Below are 20,159 nucleotides of genomic sequence, written 5' to 3'. Positions count from 1 at the left end.
AATATGCGAGTGTGCTGGAATAGGCAGACAGGCACGTTTGAGGGGCGTGTGTCTTTGACGTACGGGTTCAAGTCCCGTCACTCGCACCATTTTGAGGCAGTTTTTAACTGCCTCTTTTGTTTTGCCAACTTTTCCTAAAATGCCCGAAAATGGCTTAAACACTGGGGTTTCGGCACCTTGGTAAGTGAAGCTCAGAACCCTTGAGAAAAGATAAAATCAGTTGAAAAACAGCCAATTTTACAGTCAACTGCAGTCATGACTGCATTATAAAACCACTTTTTCTTTGAAGAACGGCAAAAACTTTAAGGTCAGCGAGTAAGTATGCACAGAAAGTTGATGGAATATAATTAATCCGCAAGGAAGCCTTGCGAATCAGGTGAAGTAAATATCATTTTTCAATCAGGGAATACCGCTGCAATATCAGCGCAGTAATTTCTTTGCCGCGCACCTTCATGTTGACGGTTTTGAGGATGGATTGCAGGAGCGTTTCGGTGACAGTCGGCAGACTGTTTTTATACTCGGGATGGCTGGTGATGAAGTCATTGAATAAACGAATCAGAATATCATTTTTCGTCGGCGCTTTCGGATATCCTCTCGCGATCAGAGCCATGTTGTGGTCAAACAGCGGCGCTAAACCGAAAAGCTCTCCGCTTTGCGTGTCGCGGAGCAATCCAAAGTTCGCCGTGTGTCTGTCAGGATTGGCGGTGATGGTGTCGAGAAAAATCATCTTGACATAATCCTCTGCCGCCTGCGGACACATCTCCGTCAGTTTATCAAAAACGTCCTCGTAGTCCTCGTTATCACCCATAAAAGTGAAGGCGGGCTCAAAATTTACATTGGCGCCGTCGGTGAAATCGATCGACTTGACACACTTGTCGCCGCGTTCATAGACAGCCATATCCATGCCGAGCTCTTTGCCGAGATGATAAATAAAAAGCTCCGAGAACATCTCGTCGTGGTTGGCGGCTTTATATATCCACCACTTGCCGTCAACCAGCTTCCAACACTTTTCGTAGCTTCCGATATTCGTCAGCTCCGGCGTTTTGCTGTGCTTTGAATTGGCGGCGCGGTTGAAGCTCTGATAGCTTCCTTTGAGGGCAAGACCGGAAAAGTAGTCGTCAGTGAAGCGCACGTCAGCATAAGTCAAGCTGCTGTCGAGAGGTTTGATCCAATAGTTATCGGTGATGGTAGCCGCGTTGACATGAAGAACGGTGCTGATATCATCCTTCTCTTTTAACCGGAGCGCTTTTTTCAACAAGCGGGAATTCGCGCGGTGAGAATCAATGGCGCGGGTTTCAAGCCAGTACTCGGCATTGGCAACACGTTTCAGATACAAAGGCAGCAAACGCTCGTCGAGTACGTCCAGCGTATGGTTCTCCCACTTTGCAACAACAGTATTGCCGGAAAGAATCAAAAAACGATGCTCTGCCATGAAATCAGCTCCCTTCTATGATAGTATCTTAACACAGATTATCATGATTGTAAACTATCATTTCATATTCACGCTTGACAGCTGCTTGGCGTGGTATTCAACCGGGCGACACACCGCAAGGATATTTATATGATCAAACAGAAAACGACCCCGACCGCGGTATTGCGGGCGGGGTCATCATCTTTGCTCAGAATCAATCTGCATTGTTATTCCTCCAATGCTTCAAAAAACTCATTTTCTTTGTCATATTCATACGGTAAGCCTGCGTATACCGCCCGCGGCATAGCCGAAGCGTCGACTTTCGCGGTGGAATCGGGCTTTGTCAATTCGTATTTTTCCAGTATTGCCAGTATTTCGGCGTCGGAAAGATTCATGAGCAGATCAATAGCGTATCTCTTGATTGCAGTCATATTATCACTCCTTATCCGTTATTTACGGTCATGTTGTCAGATGAACAAGCACTCCGCGTCTGCTGCATCCTCAGGCAGCTCGTATGTCTCGCTTACGACCGTTGTGTTAACGAGACTGTCATGCTGTGTTATCTTTTTACTTTCGATGGCTGCCTTTGCGGCTGCTGCTGCGGTTGCCGCTGTTGCGGCGGTGATTGCGATAAATAATAGCTTTAACATAATTCCGGTCTCCTTTTCTTTGTGTATTCAGTGTTTCTCTGACTGTGACATTATTATAACAGACGGAGTATAACAAGACCATAACAAATACTTAGGATTCTCAAAAAAATTTTGTTTTGATATTTTTTTGGTTGCCTGATAAGCGCGACGCTTGTGAAATTAACGGAGAATTTGCAGGAAAAGTAAAAAGTCATGCAAAATATCGGCGAAAACACGAATTAAATTAGCTGATCCTGAGAAAATCTGCAAGCTGAGAAAACTATGCTGCAATATCTCTTGACAAACCCTGAGAATGGGTGTATACTGACAGCATGGCATGGCAAGGGCGCCGGGAGCTAAGGCTCCTTGCGCCTTTTTTGTATTAGTTGTTATTATTGTTAGTTTTTCGGAGGTACATTTTTTATGTGCGGAATTGTTGGTTATGTCGGTCCCCGCGACTGTACGGACGTTCTGGTATCGGCGCTTACAAAGCTTGAATACCGCGGCTACGACTCTGCGGGAATCGCTGTTTTTGAAAACGGAAAAATCGAGGTTGCCAAGACAAAGGGCAGGCTTTCCGACCTCGTCGACAAGATGGAGAAGGAGGGCAAGCCTCACGGTCACGCCGGCATCGGTCACACACGCTGGGCTACTCACGGAGAGCCGTCGGACGTAAACTCGCACCCGCATTCGGGCAGACGTGTCACGATCGTTCACAACGGCATTATCGAGAACTACAAGCAGCTCAAGCAGTTTTTGATCGAAAACGAGCGCACCGAGTTCCTTTCCGATACCGATACCGAGGTTGTGGCTCAGCTCCTTGATTTTTACTATGACGGCAATCCTGTCCGCTGTATCCGCAAGGTGCTGCATGAGCTGCGCGGCTCGTTTGCTCTCGGAATAGTTTTTGCCGACCGCCCTGATACCGTGTACGCGGTTCGCTGCGAAAGTCCGCTTATTGTCGGTCAGGGCGTAGGCGAGGTCTTTGTCGCCTCAGACGTTCCCGCTATAATAAAGTATACAAAGGATTACTATCTTCTGGAGTACGGCGAGATCGCCGTACTTAAAAACGGCTCGGTTCACTTCTGCAGTCTGCACGGCAGAATGATAGAAAAGGAGCTGCATACCGCCGACTGGGACGAGGACAGTGCCGAAAAGGGCGGATATCCTCACTTTATGATCAAGGAGATCCACGAGCAGCCCACGGCGGTAAAGACAACTGTTACTCCCCGGATCGAGAACGGGCTTCCCGATTTGTCGGAGTGCGGAATCACGCCCGATGACCTCAAAAATGTCAACAACATATTCATCGTCGCCTGCGGAACCGCAATGCACGCGGGAATGGTTGGCAAGTATGTCATAGAAAAGCTCGCGCGGGTTTCCGTGACCGTGGATATCGCGAGCGAATTCCGTTACCGCGACCCGCTGCTCGGCAAGGACGATCTGGTCGTGATCATCAGTCAATCGGGCGAGACGGCGGACTCTAAGGCGGTGCTGAGCCTTGCAAAGGAAATGGGCGCAAGGACGCTCGCCGTAGTCAACGTCAAGGGAAGCTCCATAGCGCGCGAAGCCGATATGGTTATTTACACCCACGCCGGCCCCGAAATCGCCGTCGCTTCCACAAAGGCATATATGGTTCAGCTCGCGGTTATGTATTTGTTGGCGTTTGAAATGGCGTTCGCCCGCGGCAGAATCAGCGAGGACAAATGCAGACAGCTTACCTCTGAGCTTATAGCGATGCCCGAGGTTATTGAGGAGACGATTCAAAAGACGCTTGACGTTTGCCAGTATATCTCCACAAAGCTTATCACCGCGGACAGCCTTCTTTACATCGGACGCGGACTTGACTACGCGCTCTCGATGGAGGGCTCGCTCAAGCTCAAGGAGATTTCATATATTCATTCCGAGAGCTACGCGGCAGGCGAGCTCAAGCACGGTACGATTTCGCTGATAACGGAGGGAATGCCCGTTATCGCCGTAGCTACGCAGAATACACTTCTCGAAAAGACGGTTTCAAACATAAAGGAAGTCAAGGCGCGCGGCGCAATGACTATCGTTATCTGCGACGAGCAGGCTGATATTGACCGCGAGGCGACGGATTATCTGCTCCGGGTTCCGCGGATAAGCGAAATGCTCATGCCCATGGTAGCGACGGTACCGATGCAGCTTCTCGCGTATTATACTTCTGTCAACAAGGGCAACGACGTTGACAAGCCGAGAAATCTCGCGAAGTCCGTCACCGTTGAATAATCAGCTATTATCCCATATTCTTTCATATCTTACGCGGCGGCGCGTTTTTCCTCCGGGAGAAGCGCGCCGTTTCGTTTTAAAACAATAAGCAGGCTCGTTTGAGCCTGCTTGAATCATGCGGTTTTGAGATAGTCGAGAAAAATTTGCGGCGGAACCGGTTTTGAGAAGAAAAATCCCTGTTCGTAGTCGCAGCCCATCTCGGCGAGCCGTATTTTCATTTCCTCGGTTTCAACGCCCTCGACAACAATTTTCATATCCGCGTTTCTGAACATGCGGATAAGGTCGGGCAGAATCCTTGATTCCCCGCTGAAGTAGGAGTGGACGACGGACATGTCGAGTTTAACAACGTGAATAGGCAGCTTGAGCAGCTGTGCGATATTCGAGTTGCCGGTGCCGAAATCGTCGAGCGACAGCTCGGCTCCGCTTGCCTGAAGCTGGGTCATTTGTTTCAGGATCGCCTGATGGTCGTCGATGAAGGATTCCGTTATTTCGAAGTCAAACATTTTCATCGGTACGCCGTGGTTAAACGCGATACCCGACAAGTCGGCGGCAAGATCCTCGTCAAGACACTGGGCGGGAGAGAGATTGATGTTGATAAATTCAATGCCGTGTTTTTCGACCTTTTCGCTTGTGACGAATCTGCAAACATGGTCGAAAATCTGTCTGCCGAGCTCAGTTATATCTCCGTTGTGTTCTGCGACGCGTATGAATTCATTCGGCGGAATGAAACCCAGCCGTTCGTCATTCAGGCGTGCGAGAGCCTCCGCGCCGACAACGCGTTTGTTTTCCGTTGAGTAAATCGGCTGAAAATACACTTCAACACGCCGCTGTTCGAGAGCTCTTTTCAGCGCGGTCTCAATATCTCTTTCACGCTGCAGATTGCTGAGCGTCGTTTCGGTTATCGTGAAATTTCCGCGCTGGTTCTCGATATAGCTTTTCGACGCCGAAAAGCGCAGCAAATCGTCGATGCGCTCAAGCTCCTTTTTGAGGATTGTGAAGGGGATAAGCATTACCGTGAACGTCAGCGGAACAGGCTCTTCGCTTGTTTTCAGCTGCCGCTCAAACTGCCGCTTCCATTTGCGTGCGGTCAGTTCGGGCGCGTCAGAGGTTTCGCGGCTCAGCACGATAAAGTTACCGCTGCCGATATAGAAGATATACGACTTTGCGGCAACGCCCATGAGCCGTTTGGTGACAAGCTCCATTTGTCTGCGGATCTGATTGGCGCCGTACAGATGCTTTGCGGTTTCAAGGTTATGAGCGCTTATCATGATCGCGTTTACGGGAATGTTCTTTTCTATGTAGTCGTCACAGATCCTGATGAACGCGTATTTGTTGAAAAGACCGATACGCCGCTCGTAGAACAGGTCTGGGTTTTCGGACGACAGGTAGATAATCATAATAACAATTATGCTGAAATAGCTCGTTACAAGCGTGTTGATAAACAGCTTGCGGAAGATAATGCCGAGCAGAAGCACTGTGTTGCAGGCGACAAGACCTGTGCGGTTGCGGGTGTTGAGCCGTTTCCAGCTGACGATCACCGCAAAGAAGGTCGCGCCGATGTAGAAGTAGGTGCTGACATAAATCGTCTGGTACATCGCGCAGTTGTGGTAGCCGGTCGCGGGGTCGATCGTGAATATTGCCGCAGTCCACGGCGTGGAGAGTGTCAGAATCACGGCGAATGACATGGGAATGAGGGTGAGGATACGGAACCACCGTCCGAGTCTCTGGAACGCTCTGCAAACCTCAGCAGCGTAAGCAAACAGCGCCCAGCCCCTGATTATGAAGGGGAGAAAATACAGGATATTTATAGCGTACATAACCCAAAGCGGAAAGTCATTCCATACCTCATTCATCTCGCAGGATACGATATCTGCTGTGGTCATGACAAAATTAGAAATCATCACAGCAAGAAAGCAGTAACTTTGACGAATGGGAAGGTTGCGCCTGAAGCAGTAAAAAAGCACCAGAAGGAGCTGTACCGGAACCGACGCGAGCGCAAAATCATAGTTGTAATTACTTAGCCAATGGAACATTTCCTCACCTCCTTTTTTTATACTCTGATGTATAATAATAATACACGAAAATCAACTGAAATTCCACAAATAATGTGGAATTAGTTTGTGAATACTTGCCTAAAATAAAAGAGTCCGCATATTCGAAAAAAACTCTTTTCAATGCGGCGCCGATATGGTATAATCATTTCAAATAGATTTTCAGGAGGAAAAGATATGCAAGGAAATGTAAGACCCGAAACAATGGAAAGAATAACCACACCGGAGCTTGCTCAGGCGTTTATCGACGAGCAGATCAAAGAGCTCAGGGAGCAGATCGGAGACAAAAAGGTGCTTCTGGCTCTCTCGGGCGGCGTTGACAGCTCTGTTGTCGCGGCTCTGCTCATCAAGGCTGTCGGACAGCAGCTTGTGTGCGTGCACGTAAACCACGGCCTGCTCAGAAAGGGCGAGCCCGAGCAGGTTGTTGAGGTATTCCGCAACCAGATGAACGCTAATCTGATTTATGTCGACGCGGTTGACCGCTTCCTTGACAAGCTTGCAGGAGTTGCCGAGCCTGAGCGCAAGAGAAAAATCATAGGCGCCGAGTTTATCCGCGTGTTTGAGGAGGAGGCAAGAAAGCTCGACGGCATCGAGTTTTTGGCGCAGGGCACAATTTATCCCGATATTCTCGAGAGCGACGGAGTAAAGGCGCATCACAACGTCGGCGGCCTGCCCGAGGATCTGCAGTTCGAGCTTGTTGAGCCCGTAAAGCTGCTCTTTAAGGATGAGGTCAGAGTTGTCGGCAAGGCTCTCGGTCTGCCCGACAACATGGTATTCCGTCAGCCGTTCCCGGGTCCCGGACTGGGCGTGCGCTGTCTCGGAGCAATCACCCGCGACAGACTTGAGGCTGTAAGGGAGTCGGACGCGATCCTCCGTGAGGAATTTGCGAAAAACGGTCTCGAGGGCAAGGTATGGCAGTATTTCACCGCCGTGCCCGATTTCAAGTCGGTAGGCGTAAAGGACGGCAAGCGCACCTTCGCTTATCCGGTGATCATCCGCGCCGTCAACACAAAGGACGCGATGACCGCGACCGTAGAAAACGTTCCGTTTGAGCTTTTGCAGCACATCACCGCGCGCATCACATCTGAGGTTGAAAACGTTAACCGCGTGCTCTACGACCTGACCCCGAAGCCCTCCGGAACAATCGAGTGGGAATAATTTCCCGCAGCAAAATCAACTGATAAACCCCTCCCGTTTGAACGCATGGTCCATTCGGGAGGGGTTATTGTTTCTGTCATTCAATAAATTCCTTCAGCGCTCTGCTCAGCCTTGCCACAGGAAGTCCTACCACGTTGAAGTAATCGCCCCGGATTCCCTTTATCAGCAGCGAGCCCTTGCCCTGTATACCGTAAGCGCCTGCCTTGTCCGACGGCTCTCCCGTGGCTATGTACTCCTTGATTTCTTCGTTTGAAAGAGGATAGAATTCAACCTCCGTGACCTCAGAAAAACTGAGCTTTTTGCCGCCCTTGTATATCGCGCAGCCCGTGATGACGCGGTGTGTTTTTCCCGACAGCAGCCTTAGCATCTCGAACGCCGACTTTTCTCCGTGCGGCTTGCCGAGCATTTGGTTGCCGATAAATACTCCCGTGTCGCAGCCGATCACAATGTCGTCCGGGTGCTGTTCGCTGACAAACGACGCTTTCTGGTCCGCAAGGTGTTCGGGAACGCTTTCGAGCGTAATGCTCTTGTCAATGCTTTCGTCGATTCCGGCGGGTACAACAAGAAAATCCTCACAAATGAGCTTGAGCAGCTCCTGCCTGCGCGGTGAGGCTGAAGCGAGTATGAGCATAAAATCAGTCCTTTTTTGAATACTGCTTATATTTTACAACGATTTATCAAAAAAGTAAAGGAGAAAACTGACTTATGTTGGAAAATGTGCCGCGGATTATTCCATATTCACTTGACTTTTTGGATAAAAATGAAGTATAATGACTATGTATTAAAATTTTTTGTGAAAGGTGGATGCGCTGTGAAAAAATGTATTTCCATTTTGATGTCCCTGATTCTCGCGTTATCTTCGGTAGCGCTGTTTGCGACAAGCGCGTCGGCGGTTGAGGAATCCCTGACTGTCAACGCGACTTCAAATATTACCCAATTGTTCCCGGGTTCATCCATGAAAATCAGTCCCGATGCGGAAAAGGTTACGGTGACATATTGGTATAATGTGCAGGATTACGCTCTGCTCAACTGTGAGTTTGTTCTGAAGTACGACGAGGAGTATCTTGAGTACGATACGACCGCAGGAGTCAATGAGAAACCGGGAAATAACGGAAATGTTGCACTTTTCATAAAACCCGCGATTGACGATAACGGCGATGTGAGAGGCGTGATTTATAATACAAATCCCACGTCCTACGAGGGCGGCGCGATAAAGGCAAACTACACCGACCTGAACGGCTCGAACGATTGCGAGGGCAAGACGGCGTTTGTTTCCGTGACCTTCAAGGTGTTAAAGAATAGTGGAGAGACCACCGTTAATCTTGACCTGAGAACTCTGGGCTTCCTCGAGTCTGACGGTAATAACATGAAGCCGCATTACCTTGTTTTTCAGAATCAGCTTAAAGAAGATCACCCGGTATATATAACCGACAAGAGCTATTCGGTTGCCTACGAGGGAGATTATGATGAAAACATTGTGCCGAAGGCTAAGGATGAAAATCTGAGAATCGGCATGAATCTTTCTCTTTCGGTAAATCTGACCACGTCTTTTTTCCTGACCGCGGAGTCTGTAGGTGAAATGACAGACCCCACCCTGAATATCAATTATTCCGATAGCTTCAGCACGGTGAATAAGGATTTGACGGGTACCAAGGTAACGATAAACAATGTTGAATATTACAGATTCATTTATGAGGGCATCAACCCTCAGCGTATGCATGATGAGTATACGCTGACCGTTACCGCTTCCGAAAACGGAATAATCCACTATAATACAGATACGAAAAGCGTCAGGAATTATATTTATACTGCGCTGCAAAATCCCCAAAACAGCAAATGGTACAGGATTTTTACCGACCTTCTGTTTTACGGCTCCAATTGCCAGATCTATAAAGGATATTACGCTGACGACCTCATAAAGAGCGGGCTTGAAGAAGAACCGTATGCATGCAATACTGACCTGCGGGCAATTGTAACTGAGGAGAATACCAAGATCAGCAATGATGAAGTAAGCGCTAAAAACTATTATCTGAGGACGGTCAATGACGGAGAGTTCAGCGATGTCGCTACTCCTCAGGCAGAGTACAAGGGAGTTCAGCTTGTACTTGGAAATATCATCACGATGAGATACTACTTCAACATTGACGATCCTGCCGGAAAGAGCGTAAGGGTTGTCCGTTATGCAAATAATAACGGTGAAAAGGGAACCAAGCTTAAAACTACATACATTCCCGCAAATAAGTTTGAGAAATACAGCGATGAATATTATATTTCATTCAAGGAACTGTCTGCTCATCAGATGAGAGATTTTGTGTATTTTACCGTTGTTGACAGTGAGAAAAATCCGATAAGTAATACAACAAGGTTCAGCGTTGAGTCGGAGTTGGCGATCAGAAGAGATTATTATAAAAACTCTACTTTGAGCGAAGCCCAGCGTACTGCTACAAAGAAGCTTATCGACCTAGAAAAGACGATGATTCTTTACGGCGACGCTGTTATTGAGTATTTGAACAACACAAACTAAAAGATTAAGGACGGCTCATTGCCGTCCTTTTTTGTGTTAATTCATCTGTTCGTTTAGGTATTTTTTCAATGCTGCAAAGGTGCTGCTGCTTATGACGTGCTCAATTTTGCAGGCGTCATTTGCGGCGGTTTCCTCATCAACACCGAGCTTTGTGAAAAATTCGGTGAGGACGGTGTGGCGCTCGTAGGTGCGCACAGCGACCTCAAGACCCGCTTCGGTGAGGTGCAGACCTCCGTCGTGTGCAACGGTGATGTAGCCGCCGTCGCGGAGAATGCCGACAGCGCGGCTGACGCTGGGCTTTGAGTAGCCCATCTCCTCGCAAACGTCGATAGAACGCACAAACCCGGTGCGCTGACTGAGAATATATATGGTTTCAAGATACATTTCGCCCGATTCTTTCAGCTGCATCAAATCACTCCTAATTGTTATGTAATTATAATATCATAAAAATGAAATTTTTTCAATGCTTTTTTGTATTTGTGGAAGTATAAAGAAATGTGATTGGTACGAACGAGTCTTATTAACTCATTTTGCGTAAATGTGCTGTATCAGCGGCTATGAATCAATTGGAAGAGAAATGTGATTGGTACGAGTCTGATGAACCCCTCCCGCGAAAACGAAACACAAAAAATTCATAAAACCTTTAGTACGCGAAACAAAAAACTTGATTTTTTGAGAGAATAGGAGTAGAATAGGGGAAGTGTAATTTTTGGAAGATGAAGGAAGTGTCATGATGTTAACACTTGACAAGATTTATCACGCATCATACGTATTGAAGGACGTAATCCGTCAGACGCACATTGTAAAGGCTTCGGCTATCACCGACGACTGCGAGGTTTACCTCAAGCCCGAGAATTTGCAGATCACGGGTTCGTTCAAGGTCAGAGGCTCGGGCTACAAGATTTCCCAGCTCTCAGAGGAGGAAAAGGAGAGAGGCGTTATCGCCTGCTCGGCGGGTAACCACGCTCAGGGCGTTGCGCTTGCCGCGACAAAGTACGGTATCAAGTCGCTCATTTGTCTGCCCGACGGCGCTCCGATTTCAAAGGTCGAGGCTACCAAGGGCTACGGCGCTGAGGTCTGCATGGTCAAGGGCGTGTATGACGACGCGTACAACGAGGCTCTCCGTCTGCGCGACGAGAAGAACCTGACATTTATTCACCCGTTCGATGACGAGAACGTTATCGCCGGTCAGGGTACTATCGGTCTGGAGATACTCAACGAGATGCCCAACGTCGACGCGGTTGTCGCGGCGATAGGCGGCGGCGGTCTGCTCTCGGGAGTCGCGCTCGCGATAAAGAGTCTGAATCCAAATATCAAGGTCTACGGCGTACAGGCTGAGGGCGCACCCTCGATGTACGAGTCCGTTAAGCAGGGCAAGATCGTGTCGCTCGATAAGGTATCCACGATTGCTGACGGCATTCAGGTCAAGGAGCCCGGCGAGCATACGTTTGAATATATCAGCAAGTACGTCGACGATATTGTGACCGTTTCCGACGACGAGATCGCGTCGGCGATTCTCAAGCTGATCGAAACACAGAAGATGATCGCCGAGGGCGCAGGTGCTGCTCCTCTTGCGGCGGTTATGTATAACAAGCTCCCCGTCAAGGGCAAGAAGGTCGTCTGCATCGTTTCAGGCGGCAATATCGACGTGACGATTCTCAACAGAGTCATCAAGCGCGGTCTGATCATGAGCGGCAGACAGCAGACGCTCTGCATTCAGCTCCAGGATAAGCCCGGTCAGCTGCTTGCTGTATCAAAGATCATCGCCGACCACGGCGCGAACGTCATCTCCGTTCACCACGAAAGAGCCGGCGAGGGTACGGACGTAACTGCGGCTTATCTGAGAATTATTCTCGAGACAAGAAACTTTGAGCATGTTAACGAGATTTCCAAGGCGCTCAAGAGCGCCGGCTTCAAGCTCGTTTGATTTATAGGAGGTATTTATCATGGATTATGTTTATACAAAGAACGCTCCCGACGCGATCGGTCCCTATTCACAGGCGGTAAAGGTCAACGGACTTGTGTTCACCTCGGGTCAGATCGCTATCAATCCCGCTACAGGCGCGGTTGAGGCTGAGACTATCGAGGCTCAGACCGAGCAGGTCTGCACCAACCTCAAGAATGTTCTCGAGGCGGCTGGCTCCTCGCTCGACAAGGCGGTCAAGACGGTATGCTTCCTCGCGGATATCAATGACTTCGCGGCGTTCAACGCGGTTTACGGTAAATATTTTACCTCAAAGCCCGCGCGTTCCTGCGTAGCTGTTAAGACCCTGCCCAAAAATGTATTGGTAGAGGTCGAGGTAATCGCGGAGATTTAATTCTGAAAAAGAACAAAAGGCAGGCGAGAGCCTGCTTTTTTTGTGCTTTGATTCAGCCCGCAGTAACCTTCCGCCGGAAAAATCATATGATGAATTATCAGTGATTACGGTTGGTGTTGTGTTATGCAGAATAAAATATTAAGCTTCGGAATAATCGGCGGCGATAAAAGGCAGTTGTTTTTGGCGGATTCGCTTGTCAAGGACGGGTACCGCGTCATGCTCGGAGGGTTCGACAATCTGCAAAGCTTCGGCGGCATCTCGATCGCCGACGTCAGAACGGCGCTGAGCTACAGCGACGCCGTGCTTTTGCCGCTTCCTCCTGTGAGGGCTGACGGAAGTCTGAACGCTCCGTTCGCGCAGAGCACCTTGTATTTTGACGAGGAGGAGCAGGAGCTGCTCAAGCAAAAGCCGGTGTTTACCTCGATGAAAGAGAAACTGATCCGCGCTTACCCGTCGCTCAAGGGCGCGAAGATTTTTGACTACTCCGCAAGGGACGACTTCTCGGTGCTAAACGCTGTTCCTACAGCCGAGGGCGCTGTAGAGTGCGCAATGAGCGCCTACGAGGGAACAATAGCAGGCTCGTCCTGTCTGGTGACGGGCTTCGGCAGGATAGGAAAAATCCTATCCCGTATGCTGAAGGCTCTCGGAGCAAGCGTGACGGTCAGCGCGAGAAGCTCGACCGACAGAGCGTTTATCCGGGCGCTGGGCTATGACTTTGTCAATACGGAGGAGCTGTCTGAGATACGCGGTTACAATATCGTGTTCAACACGGTGCCGAAGATAATATTTGACAGGGAGCTGCTGCAAAACACCGGCCGCGATACACTGCTGATAGATCTGGCGTCCCTGCCCGGAGGAGTGGATTTCGACGCGGCGGCAGCGCTGAGGATAGACGCTCAGAGGGCGCTTTCGCTGCCCGGAAAATGCGCTCCGAAAACGGCGGGAGAAATAATAAAAACAACAGTATACAGAATGATTGAGGAGGTTAACCGGTGACAAAGGCAACCATTGGGTTTGCGATGTGCGGTTCCTTTTGCACCTTTTCAAGGGCGTTTGAGCAGATGCGCGCGCTTGTCGATGACGGATACGACGTGATACCGATAATGTCGGGCAACGCGTCCGGTACAGATACGCGCTTCGGAAAGGCGAGCGAGATGATTGAGCGCGCAGAGATTATCACGGGAAAAAAGGTGCTCACCACGGCAGTTCAGACCGAGCCGATAGGTCCTAAGGAAATGTGCGATCTGCTCGTGATAGCGCCGTGCACGGGCAATACTCTCGCGAAGCTCAGCCTCGGAGTGACGGACACCTCTGTCACGATGGCGGCAAAATCCCACCTGCGCATACTCAGACCCGTGCTGCTTTGCGTGGCGACAAACGACGCGTTAGGCGCTTCCGCTCAGAATATAGGCAGATTGCTGAACACAAAGAACATCTTTTTCGTACCCATGAAGCAGGACGACCCTGTCAAGAAGCCGAATTCGCTCGTTGCGGACTTCAAAAAGCTTAAGCCCTGTATTGAAGCGGCGCTTGAGTACAGACAGGTTCAGCCTGTGTTTGAATAATTTTTACGCGGCAGGTATTGTACCTGCCGCTGTTTTGTGATAAAATGATATTGTATATATTTTTGAAAGGCAGTAAAACGATGAAATATTGTAAAAAGTGCAAGCATATACACGAGGACAAGTTTGATATCTGCACCGAGTGCCGCAAGCCGCAGAAGCTGTATCCGATCGAGGACGAGAACACGCCTGTGTTTTTGCTCTCCGCGTCGGGCTTTGAAGCTCAGCGGGTACAGTCCGCGCTCGAAAGCGGAGATATTCCCAGCAGCCTCGCCGCGAGAAAAAACAATCTCTCAGCGGACGCGGTCACAGGCTCGGATATCAACGATAAGGATATCCTCGTGCCGTACTCAGCCTACGATAAGGCGTACGATATCTGCGTCGGCATAGGCGCGATAAAGCCCGAGGGCGAAGAAATAACGGTAGATATGCAGGACGTCGAGAACACCGCCGGGAGCGAGGAGCAGGTTGAGATGAGCCCTGTAAAGCGCACGACGGTCAAGATTCTCTCGGCGATCCTGATAATTATCCTCTTTTGCCTTGTTATCTGGGGCACAGATTTCCTCACGGGATTTCTGACAGGATTTTTTAAGTAACGCATATTAATCATAAAGGAGTCATACATATGAATATTGAAACAAAATTCCTGCACGCGGGATATGAACCCAAGAACGGCGAACCCCGCCAGCTTCCGATTTACCAGAGCACCACATGGAAGTACGCCTCGAGCGACGACATGGGAAAGCTCTTTGACCTTGAAGCGAGCGGTTATTTCTACACCAGACTGCAGAACCCCACAAACGACATGGTAGCCGCGAAGCTCGCGGCTCTTGAGGGCGGCGTCGCTGCGATGCTCACATCGAGCGGACAGGCAGCGAACTTCTTCGCTCTTTTCAATATTTGCGAGACAGGCAGCCACATCGTCGCTTCCTCGGCGATTTACGGCGGTACCTACAACCTTCTCGGCGTAACGATGAAGAAGATGGGTATCGACGTGACCTTTGTCGATCAGGATCTGCCTGAGGAGGAGCTCGCCAAGGCGTTCCGTCCCAACACTAGGGCGCTGTTCGGCGAGACTATCACAAACCCGACTGTCACCGTTCTCGACATCGAGAAATTCGCGCGTCTTGCGCACTCGCACGGAGTTCCGCTCATCGTCGACAACACCTTTGCGACTCCCGCAAACTGCCGCCCGATCGAGTTCGGCGCGGATATCGTGACCCACTCCACCACAAAATACATGGACGGCCATGCAATCAGCGTAGGCGGCGCTATCATCGACAGCGGCAACTTCGACTGGATGGCTCATGCCGATAAATACCCCGGACTCACCACTCCCGACGAGAGCTATCACGGTCTTGTCTACGCCGAGAAATTCGGTAAGCTCGGCTATATCACAAAGGCTACCTCTCAGCTTATGCGCGATCTCGGTTCGATCCAGTCGCCGCAGAACGCGTTCTATCTCAACAACGGTCTCGAGAGCCTTCACGTCCGCATGAACAGACATTGCGAGAACGCAAAGAAGGTCGCCGAATTCCTCAGTCAGCAGGATAAGGTCGCGTGGATTCATTATCCCGACCTCGAGGACGACAAGTACAAGGCGCTCGCCGAAAAGTACCTGCCCAACGGCTCCTGCGGCGTAATGGCGTTTGCTGTTAAGGGCGGCAGAGACAAGGCTATCAGGTTTATGGACAGCCTCAAGCTTGCGACGATCGCGACTCACGTTGCCGACGCGAGAACCTGTCTGCTTCACCCCGCGAGCCACACCCACCGTCAGCTCTCAGACCAGCAGTTGCTTGAGGCGGGCATCGCTCCCGATCTTATCCGCCTTTCCGTCGGACTTGAGAACGCCGACGACCTTATCGCGGATTTGAAGCAGGCGCTTGAGCAGATTTAAATCTTCGATTTAACAGAGGGGTACGCTATGAAAAACTTTGTTTCCGCGATTATCGTTGCAGCGGGCGGTTCTGTCAGAATGGGAATCGCCGACAGCAAGCAGTTTCTTCCCTTGCTCGGCAGACCCGCGATCGAATACACACTGCAGGCGTTTCAGAAATGTGACCTGATCCGCGAGGTCATTGTCGTCTGCCGCGAGCAGGATATGGAGCGCATCCGTCAGATTGCCGATGAAAACGGCTTTTCTAAGGTAACTCGCCTTGTTCCAGGCGGAGCCAGCAGGGCTGACAGCGTGCGCAACGGCATTTCGTCGGCTGATGAAAACGCAGATTACTACGCAATTCACGACGGTGCGCGTCCCCTTATTACCGTTGAGGAGATCGAGCGCGTCACAGAGGCGGCGTTCGAAACGGGAGCCGCTACGCTCGGCACAGCCGTCACCGACACGATAAAGCTTGTCAACGACTGCAACGTTATTGAGAGCACTCCTGTGCGTTCACAGCTCAGAGCGGTTCAGACTCCGCAGGTTTTTGAGAAGGAGTTATATTCCTTTGCGCTTGAGAACGCGGGAAAAAATCTTGTCGACTTCACAGACGACTGCGCGCTCATTGAGCACATGGGCGGCGAGGTAGAGGTTGTCGAGGGCAGCAAGGAGAATATCAAGCTCACGACTCCGGTCGATGTGATTATCGCTGAGAGCATTCTCAGGGACAGAGCCGAATAGGGCGGAGGAGACAGTTATGCGAATAGGACACGGCTACGACGTTCACCGCTTTGCCGAAAACCGCCGGCTCATTCTTGGAGGAGTTGAGATACCGTTTGAGTACGGACTGCTCGGACATTCCGACGCCGACGTGCTTCTCCACGCGATTTCCGACGCGCTTCTGGGAGCCGCCGCTTTAGGCGATATCGGCAAGTTTTTTCCCGACACGGACGACCGATTTTTGGGAGCAGACAGTCTTTTGCTGCTCGCCGAGGTAGTGCGTGTGCTTGAGAAAAACGGCTACCATATAGTCAATATCGATTCCACCGTGATTGCCCAGAAACCTAAGCTGCGCGGTTACATAGATACCATGCGCCAAAATATCGCCGAAGCGTGCAAAATCGACATTTCTCAGGTGAGCGTCAAGGCGACCACCGAGGAAAAGCTCGGCTTTACAGGCAGACTCGAGGGCATTTCCGCACACTCTGTCTGCCTTATTGATAAATGATAAAGGAGATAATAATATGAAAACATGTCCACAGTGCCACGCGAGCCTTGCCGACGACGCGGCATTCTGCACTAACTGCGGCACGCCCCTGAACGCCGCGCCTCAGCCGGAGCAGAATATTCAGCCTTATCAGCAGCCCGTACAGCAGCAGACTCCGCCTGCCGCACCGGCGGCGCCGGCTGTAAGCCCGTATGACCACACTGACGAATTCAGCGAGGAAGAGGTTCACGACAACAAAATCTTCGCCCTCGCGATTTACGCCCTCAGCTTTATCGGCATAATCATCGCGCTGCTCGCTAAGAGCTCCGACAATTCCGCTTATCTGCGCTTCCACATCAAGCAGATGCTGATGATCCTCATTACCGAAATCCTCGTGGGAGTCGCTGCGGCGGTTCTCAGCTGGACCTGCATCGGTCTGATCGCGGGCTGCGGATTGCTCGCATTCCTCGGCGTTGTTGAAATCATCTGCTTCATCAACGTCTGCCGCAATAAGTCGATAGAGCCGCTGCTCGTAAGAAAACTAACATTCCTTAAGTAATAAAAAACACACCTCGCTCATAGGATAGGGCGAGGTGTTTTACATATGAAAAAAGTGTTTATTTCAATATTGCTCGCCTGTTCGATTTTGATAACGTCGGCCATGCCCGCATTCGCGCTTGACGAAGAGAGCATTTCCGCACCGTCGGCAATATTAATGGAAGCGGGCACAGGCAAAATTCTTTTTGAGAAAAATGCACATGAGCAAAGACCCTGCGCGTCGATTACAAAGGTCATGACGCTGCTGCTCGTTTTTGAGGCGATGGACAGCGGCAGACTGAGCCTTGACGACACTATTACCGCCTCGGCGCACGCCGCTTCAATGGGCGGAAGCGACATTTGGCTCGAGGAGGGCGAGAGCATGAGCGCCGACGATATGATAAAGGCAACGGTCGTCGCTTCGGCAAACGACGCGGCTGTAGCTCTCGCTGAGCACATCAGCGGCAGCGAGGACGCGTTTGTTGAGCAGATGAACGCCCGCGCCAAGGAGCTTGGCATGGACGATACGACCTTCAAAAACTGCAACGGTCTTGACGAGGAAGGTCACCTGACCTCTGCTTACGACGTGGCGCTGATGTCGAGAGAGCTGATGAAGCACGAGAAAATCTATGACTACACGTCGATCTGGCTCGATTATCTCAGAAACGGCGAGACTCAGATCGTCAACACAAACAAGCTGCTCAAGACCTACAAGGGCATTACGGGACTGAAAACCGGCACAACCGACGACGCAGGCTGCTGCATGGCGGCAAGCGCCGTACGCGACGGAATGACTTTGCTCTCCGTTGTACTCGGCTGCGATACGGGCAAGCAGCGCTTTGCCGACTCAGCCGCGCTTCTTGACCACGGTTTTGCTAATTATTCGGTAAAAGAATTAACGCCGCCGGATGATTTGCCGCTTACGCTTTCCGTAAACGGCGGCATGGATAGTTCAGTCGGTATTTCCTGCGATATCCGCGGCAGCATAGTCACCGAAAAGGCGAGCGCGGACGAGGCGGAGTGCGAGGTATCTCTGCCCGAAGCCGCCGAAGCGCCCGTCGAGGAGGGAGAGGTCGTCGGAAAAATCACCTATACCCTCGGCGATGAAACTCAGACCTATGAGATAATCGCGGAAAATGCTGTTGACAAGACCTCGTTTGGCAGGATTTTTGCTTATCTTTTTAATTCTATAACTGCATTATAAATTTTGGTGAAAACGCCTTGCAAAATACCCGCTTTTATTGTATAATAAATGAATAAAGGTATTTGGAGGAGTTTGTACTATGGCTACTAAATTAACTGACAAGTATTTAAATGGATTTATCAGAGATCATGAGTATGAGGGTATCGCGGGTGAAGTCAAGGCGGCACACAAGGCTCTGCACGACGGCACCTGCCTCGGCAACGACTTTATCGGCTGGCTGAACCTTCCCACAGATTATGACAAAGAGGAGTTTGCGCGCATCAAAGCGGCGGCTGAAAAGATCAAGAAGGATACCGACGTGTTTGTTGTTATCGGCATCGGCGGTTCCTATCTCGGCGCACGCGCGGCGATCGAATTCCTCACCTCACAGAACTACAACCTCACCTGCAAGGACACCCCGCAGATTTTCTTCACGGGCAATTCCATCAGCTCCTCGGCGCTTGCTGAGCTCATGGAGCTTTGCGAGGGCAAGGATGTTTCTGTAAATATGATTTCAAAGTCCGGCACTACCACCGAGCCCGCTATCGCTTTCCGCGTTTTCCGCGAGATGCTCGAGAAGAAGTACGGCAAGGATGGCGCGCGAGAGCGCATCTACTGCACCACCGACAAGGCGAGAGGAACCCTCAAGGAGCTCGCCGACAAGGAAGGCTACGAGACATTTGTTGTACCCGACGATGTAGGCGGACGTTTCTCTGTTCTCACCGCTGTAGGTCTGCTTCCTATCGCTGTTTCCGGCGCTGATATCGACGCTCTTATGCAGGGCGCTCAGACCGCTCAGAAGGAGCTCGACAACGACGACCTGTTCACCAACGACTGCTACAAGTACGCCGCTATCCGCAATCTGCTTTACCGCAAGGGCAAGACTATGGAGATCATGGTTGCCTACGAGCCCGCCTACACGATGATGGCTGAGTGGTTCAAGCAGCTTTACGGCGAGAGCGAGGGCAAGGACAACAAGGGCATCTATCCCTCCAGCGTTGTTTTCTCAACCGACCTTCACTCCCTCGGTCAGTACATTCAGGACGGCAGACGCACCATGTTTGAGACAGTCGTTCTCTTCGACAAGTGCAAGCAGGAGATCACTCTCGGCACCGACCCGACAAACGTTGACGGACTCAACTTCCTCAGCGGCAAGACCATGGGCTTTGTTAACCGCAAGGCGTTTGAGGGCACCGTTCTCGCGCACAACGACGGCGGCGTTCCAAACATCGTGCTCAACGTTCCCGAGATGAACGAGACCGAGCTCGGTTATCTCATCTACTTCTTCGAGAAGGCATGCGCTATTTCCGGCGCTATGCTCGGAGTCAATCCCTTCAACCAGCCCGGCGTTGAGAGCTACAAGAAGAACATGTTCGCTCTTCTCGGCAAGCCCGGTTACACAGAATTAAAGGCTGAGCTCGAGGCAAGACTCGGCTGATCGATACGTAAG

General features: G+C 50.7%; 20 protein-coding genes and 1 tRNA gene. 15 read left to right on the top strand and 6 right to left on the bottom strand.

Annotated elements, in window-relative coordinates; all coding sequences use genetic code 11:
- Positions 1-5 precede the first annotated feature (5 nt).
- Positions 6-89: transfer RNA gene (locus KQI64_RS00980), tRNA-Leu, on the top strand.
- A 299-nt stretch (positions 90-388) separates the two neighbouring features.
- Here the strand turns inward: KQI64_RS00980 and KQI64_RS00975 are convergent.
- The 3 genes from KQI64_RS00975 to KQI64_RS00965 form a co-directional block, all read right to left on the bottom strand.
- Positions 389-1,432: a HipA domain-containing protein gene (locus KQI64_RS00975; RefSeq protein WP_216522908.1), complete on the bottom strand. Its 1,044-nt coding sequence runs from the start codon at positions 1,430-1,432 to the stop codon at positions 389-391.
- Between the two features lie 206 nt (positions 1,433-1,638).
- Complete coding sequence (locus KQI64_RS00970; RefSeq protein WP_216522907.1) at positions 1,639-1,842, bottom strand: hypothetical protein; 204 nt, start codon at positions 1,840-1,842, stop codon at positions 1,639-1,641.
- A 36-nt stretch (positions 1,843-1,878) separates the two neighbouring features.
- A complete protein-coding gene (locus tag KQI64_RS00965; protein WP_216522906.1) occupies positions 1,879-2,061 on the bottom strand; it encodes a hypothetical protein in 183 nt (60 codons plus the stop codon).
- 402 nt (positions 2,062-2,463) lie between these two features.
- Between KQI64_RS00965 and glmS the strand changes: the two genes are divergently transcribed.
- Complete coding sequence (gene glmS / locus KQI64_RS00960; protein WP_216522905.1) at positions 2,464-4,290, top strand: glutamine--fructose-6-phosphate transaminase (isomerizing); 1,827 nt, start codon at positions 2,464-2,466, stop codon at positions 4,288-4,290.
- 113 nt (positions 4,291-4,403) lie between these two features.
- Here glmS and KQI64_RS00955 read toward each other — a convergent pair whose 3' ends face one another.
- Positions 4,404-6,323 (bottom strand): EAL domain-containing protein, encoded by a 1,920-nt coding sequence (locus KQI64_RS00955; RefSeq protein ID WP_216522904.1) that lies wholly within the window; start codon positions 6,321-6,323, stop codon positions 4,404-4,406.
- A 222-nt stretch (positions 6,324-6,545) separates the two neighbouring features.
- Between KQI64_RS00955 and guaA the strand changes: the two genes are divergently transcribed.
- Positions 6,546-7,499, top strand: a complete 954-nt coding sequence (gene guaA / locus KQI64_RS00950) for a glutamine-hydrolyzing GMP synthase (protein WP_334299526.1) — start codon at positions 6,546-6,548, stop codon at positions 7,497-7,499.
- Between the two features lie 76 nt (positions 7,500-7,575).
- Here guaA and KQI64_RS00945 read toward each other — a convergent pair whose 3' ends face one another.
- Positions 7,576-8,130, bottom strand: a complete 555-nt coding sequence (locus KQI64_RS00945) for a Maf family protein (protein ID WP_216522902.1) — start codon at positions 8,128-8,130, stop codon at positions 7,576-7,578.
- Between the two features lie 180 nt (positions 8,131-8,310).
- Between KQI64_RS00945 and KQI64_RS00940 the strand changes: the two genes are divergently transcribed.
- Positions 8,311-10,023, top strand: a complete 1,713-nt coding sequence (locus KQI64_RS00940) for a cohesin domain-containing protein (RefSeq protein ID WP_216522901.1) — start codon at positions 8,311-8,313, stop codon at positions 10,021-10,023.
- A gap of 36 nt (positions 10,024-10,059) precedes the next feature.
- Here the strand turns inward: KQI64_RS00940 and KQI64_RS00935 are convergent, their stop codons facing one another.
- A complete protein-coding gene (locus KQI64_RS00935; RefSeq protein ID WP_216522900.1) occupies positions 10,060-10,431 on the bottom strand; it encodes a metal-dependent transcriptional regulator in 372 nt (123 codons plus the stop codon).
- Positions 10,432-10,753: 322 nt separating this feature from the next.
- On the opposite strand from KQI64_RS00935, the gene ilvA reads away from it, so the two are divergent.
- The 11 genes from ilvA (at position 10,754) to KQI64_RS00880 (ending at position 20,147) form a co-directional block, all read left to right on the top strand.
- Positions 10,754-11,950 (top strand): threonine ammonia-lyase, encoded by a 1,197-nt coding sequence (ilvA, locus tag KQI64_RS00930; RefSeq protein ID WP_330622906.1) that lies wholly within the window; start codon positions 10,754-10,756, stop codon positions 11,948-11,950.
- A 19-nt stretch (positions 11,951-11,969) separates the two neighbouring features.
- Positions 11,970-12,341 (top strand): RidA family protein, encoded by a 372-nt coding sequence (locus KQI64_RS00925; RefSeq protein ID WP_253289132.1) that lies wholly within the window; start codon positions 11,970-11,972, stop codon positions 12,339-12,341.
- A 123-nt stretch (positions 12,342-12,464) separates the two neighbouring features.
- The gene (dpsA, locus tag KQI64_RS00920) at positions 12,465-13,337 is read left to right on the top strand and encodes a dipicolinate synthase subunit DpsA (protein WP_216522899.1); all 873 of its coding nucleotides are present in this window, start codon (positions 12,465-12,467) and stop codon (positions 13,335-13,337) included.
- Positions 13,334-13,906 carry a dipicolinate synthase subunit B gene (locus KQI64_RS00915; protein ID WP_216522898.1) on the top strand — a complete coding sequence of 191 codons (573 nt, stop codon included), beginning with the start codon at positions 13,334-13,336 and terminating at the stop codon, positions 13,904-13,906. The genes dpsA and KQI64_RS00915 overlap by 4 nt, the downstream gene beginning before the upstream one ends.
- An 80-nt stretch (positions 13,907-13,986) precedes the next feature.
- Positions 13,987-14,499, top strand: coding sequence for a hypothetical protein (locus KQI64_RS00910; RefSeq protein ID WP_216522897.1), 513 nt, complete (start codon positions 13,987-13,989; stop codon positions 14,497-14,499).
- A 29-nt stretch (positions 14,500-14,528) separates the two neighbouring features.
- Entirely contained in the window at positions 14,529-15,800 is a 1,272-nt protein-coding gene (locus KQI64_RS00905; protein WP_216522896.1) for an O-acetylhomoserine aminocarboxypropyltransferase/cysteine synthase family protein, read from the top strand.
- A 27-nt stretch (positions 15,801-15,827) separates the two neighbouring features.
- A complete protein-coding gene (gene ispD / locus KQI64_RS00900; protein ID WP_216522895.1) occupies positions 15,828-16,523 on the top strand; it encodes a 2-C-methyl-D-erythritol 4-phosphate cytidylyltransferase in 696 nt (231 codons plus the stop codon).
- A gap of 16 nt (positions 16,524-16,539) precedes the next feature.
- Positions 16,540-17,010, top strand: coding sequence for a 2-C-methyl-D-erythritol 2,4-cyclodiphosphate synthase (ispF, locus tag KQI64_RS00895; protein WP_216522894.1), 471 nt, complete (start codon positions 16,540-16,542; stop codon positions 17,008-17,010).
- A 16-nt stretch (positions 17,011-17,026) separates the two neighbouring features.
- Positions 17,027-17,548 carry a zinc-ribbon domain-containing protein gene (locus KQI64_RS00890; RefSeq protein WP_216522893.1) on the top strand — a complete coding sequence of 174 codons (522 nt, stop codon included), beginning with the start codon at positions 17,027-17,029 and terminating at the stop codon, positions 17,546-17,548.
- Between the two features lie 45 nt (positions 17,549-17,593).
- Positions 17,594-18,730: a D-alanyl-D-alanine carboxypeptidase family protein gene (locus KQI64_RS00885; protein ID WP_216522892.1), complete on the top strand. Its 1,137-nt coding sequence runs from the start codon at positions 17,594-17,596 to the stop codon at positions 18,728-18,730.
- 79 nt (positions 18,731-18,809) lie between these two features.
- Entirely contained in the window at positions 18,810-20,147 is a 1,338-nt protein-coding gene (locus KQI64_RS00880; RefSeq protein WP_216522891.1) for a glucose-6-phosphate isomerase, read from the top strand.
- The last annotated feature ends 12 nt before the right edge of the window (positions 20,148-20,159 follow it).

Source organism: Lachnoclostridium sp. MSJ-17 (genome assembly GCF_018918205.1).
Taxonomy (GTDB): Bacteria; Bacillota; Clostridia; order Oscillospirales; family Acutalibacteraceae; genus Ruminococcoides.
The sequence above is the reverse complement of the archived record's forward strand: the minus strand, read 5'-3'. Positions and strand labels throughout refer to the sequence as shown.

Bases quoted from the DNA above. Each gene is read 5' to 3' on its own strand.
- KQI64_RS00975 (WP_216522908.1), bottom strand. From the start codon at position 1,432: ATGGCAGAGCATCGTTTTTTGATTCTTTCCGGCAATACTGTTGTTGCA.
- KQI64_RS00970 (WP_216522907.1), bottom strand. From the start codon at position 1,842: ATGACTGCAATCAAGAGATACGCTATTGATCTGCTCATGAATCTTTCC.
- KQI64_RS00965 (WP_216522906.1), bottom strand. From the start codon at position 2,061: ATGTTAAAGCTATTATTTATCGCAATCACCGCCGCAACAGCGGCAACC.
- glmS (WP_216522905.1), top strand. From the start codon at position 2,464: ATGTGCGGAATTGTTGGTTATGTCGGTCCCCGCGACTGTACGGACGTT.
- KQI64_RS00955 (WP_216522904.1), bottom strand. From the start codon at position 6,323: ATGTTCCATTGGCTAAGTAATTACAACTATGATTTTGCGCTCGCGTCG.
- guaA (WP_334299526.1), top strand. From the start codon at position 6,546: ATGGAAAGAATAACCACACCGGAGCTTGCTCAGGCGTTTATCGACGAG.
- KQI64_RS00945 (WP_216522902.1), bottom strand. From the start codon at position 8,130: ATGCTCATACTCGCTTCAGCCTCACCGCGCAGGCAGGAGCTGCTCAAG.
- KQI64_RS00935 (WP_216522900.1), bottom strand. From the start codon at position 10,431: ATGCAGCTGAAAGAATCGGGCGAAATGTATCTTGAAACCATATATATT.
- ilvA (WP_330622906.1), top strand. From the start codon at position 10,754: ATGATGTTAACACTTGACAAGATTTATCACGCATCATACGTATTGAAG.
- KQI64_RS00925 (WP_253289132.1), top strand. From the start codon at position 11,970: ATGGATTATGTTTATACAAAGAACGCTCCCGACGCGATCGGTCCCTAT.
- dpsA (WP_216522899.1), top strand. From the start codon at position 12,465: ATGCAGAATAAAATATTAAGCTTCGGAATAATCGGCGGCGATAAAAGG.
- KQI64_RS00910 (WP_216522897.1), top strand. From the start codon at position 13,987: ATGAAATATTGTAAAAAGTGCAAGCATATACACGAGGACAAGTTTGAT.
- KQI64_RS00905 (WP_216522896.1), top strand. From the start codon at position 14,529: ATGAATATTGAAACAAAATTCCTGCACGCGGGATATGAACCCAAGAAC.
- ispD (WP_216522895.1), top strand. From the start codon at position 15,828: ATGAAAAACTTTGTTTCCGCGATTATCGTTGCAGCGGGCGGTTCTGTC.
- ispF (WP_216522894.1), top strand. From the start codon at position 16,540: ATGCGAATAGGACACGGCTACGACGTTCACCGCTTTGCCGAAAACCGC.
- KQI64_RS00890 (WP_216522893.1), top strand. From the start codon at position 17,027: ATGAAAACATGTCCACAGTGCCACGCGAGCCTTGCCGACGACGCGGCA.
- KQI64_RS00885 (WP_216522892.1), top strand. From the start codon at position 17,594: ATGAAAAAAGTGTTTATTTCAATATTGCTCGCCTGTTCGATTTTGATA.
- KQI64_RS00880 (WP_216522891.1), top strand. From the start codon at position 18,810: ATGGCTACTAAATTAACTGACAAGTATTTAAATGGATTTATCAGAGAT.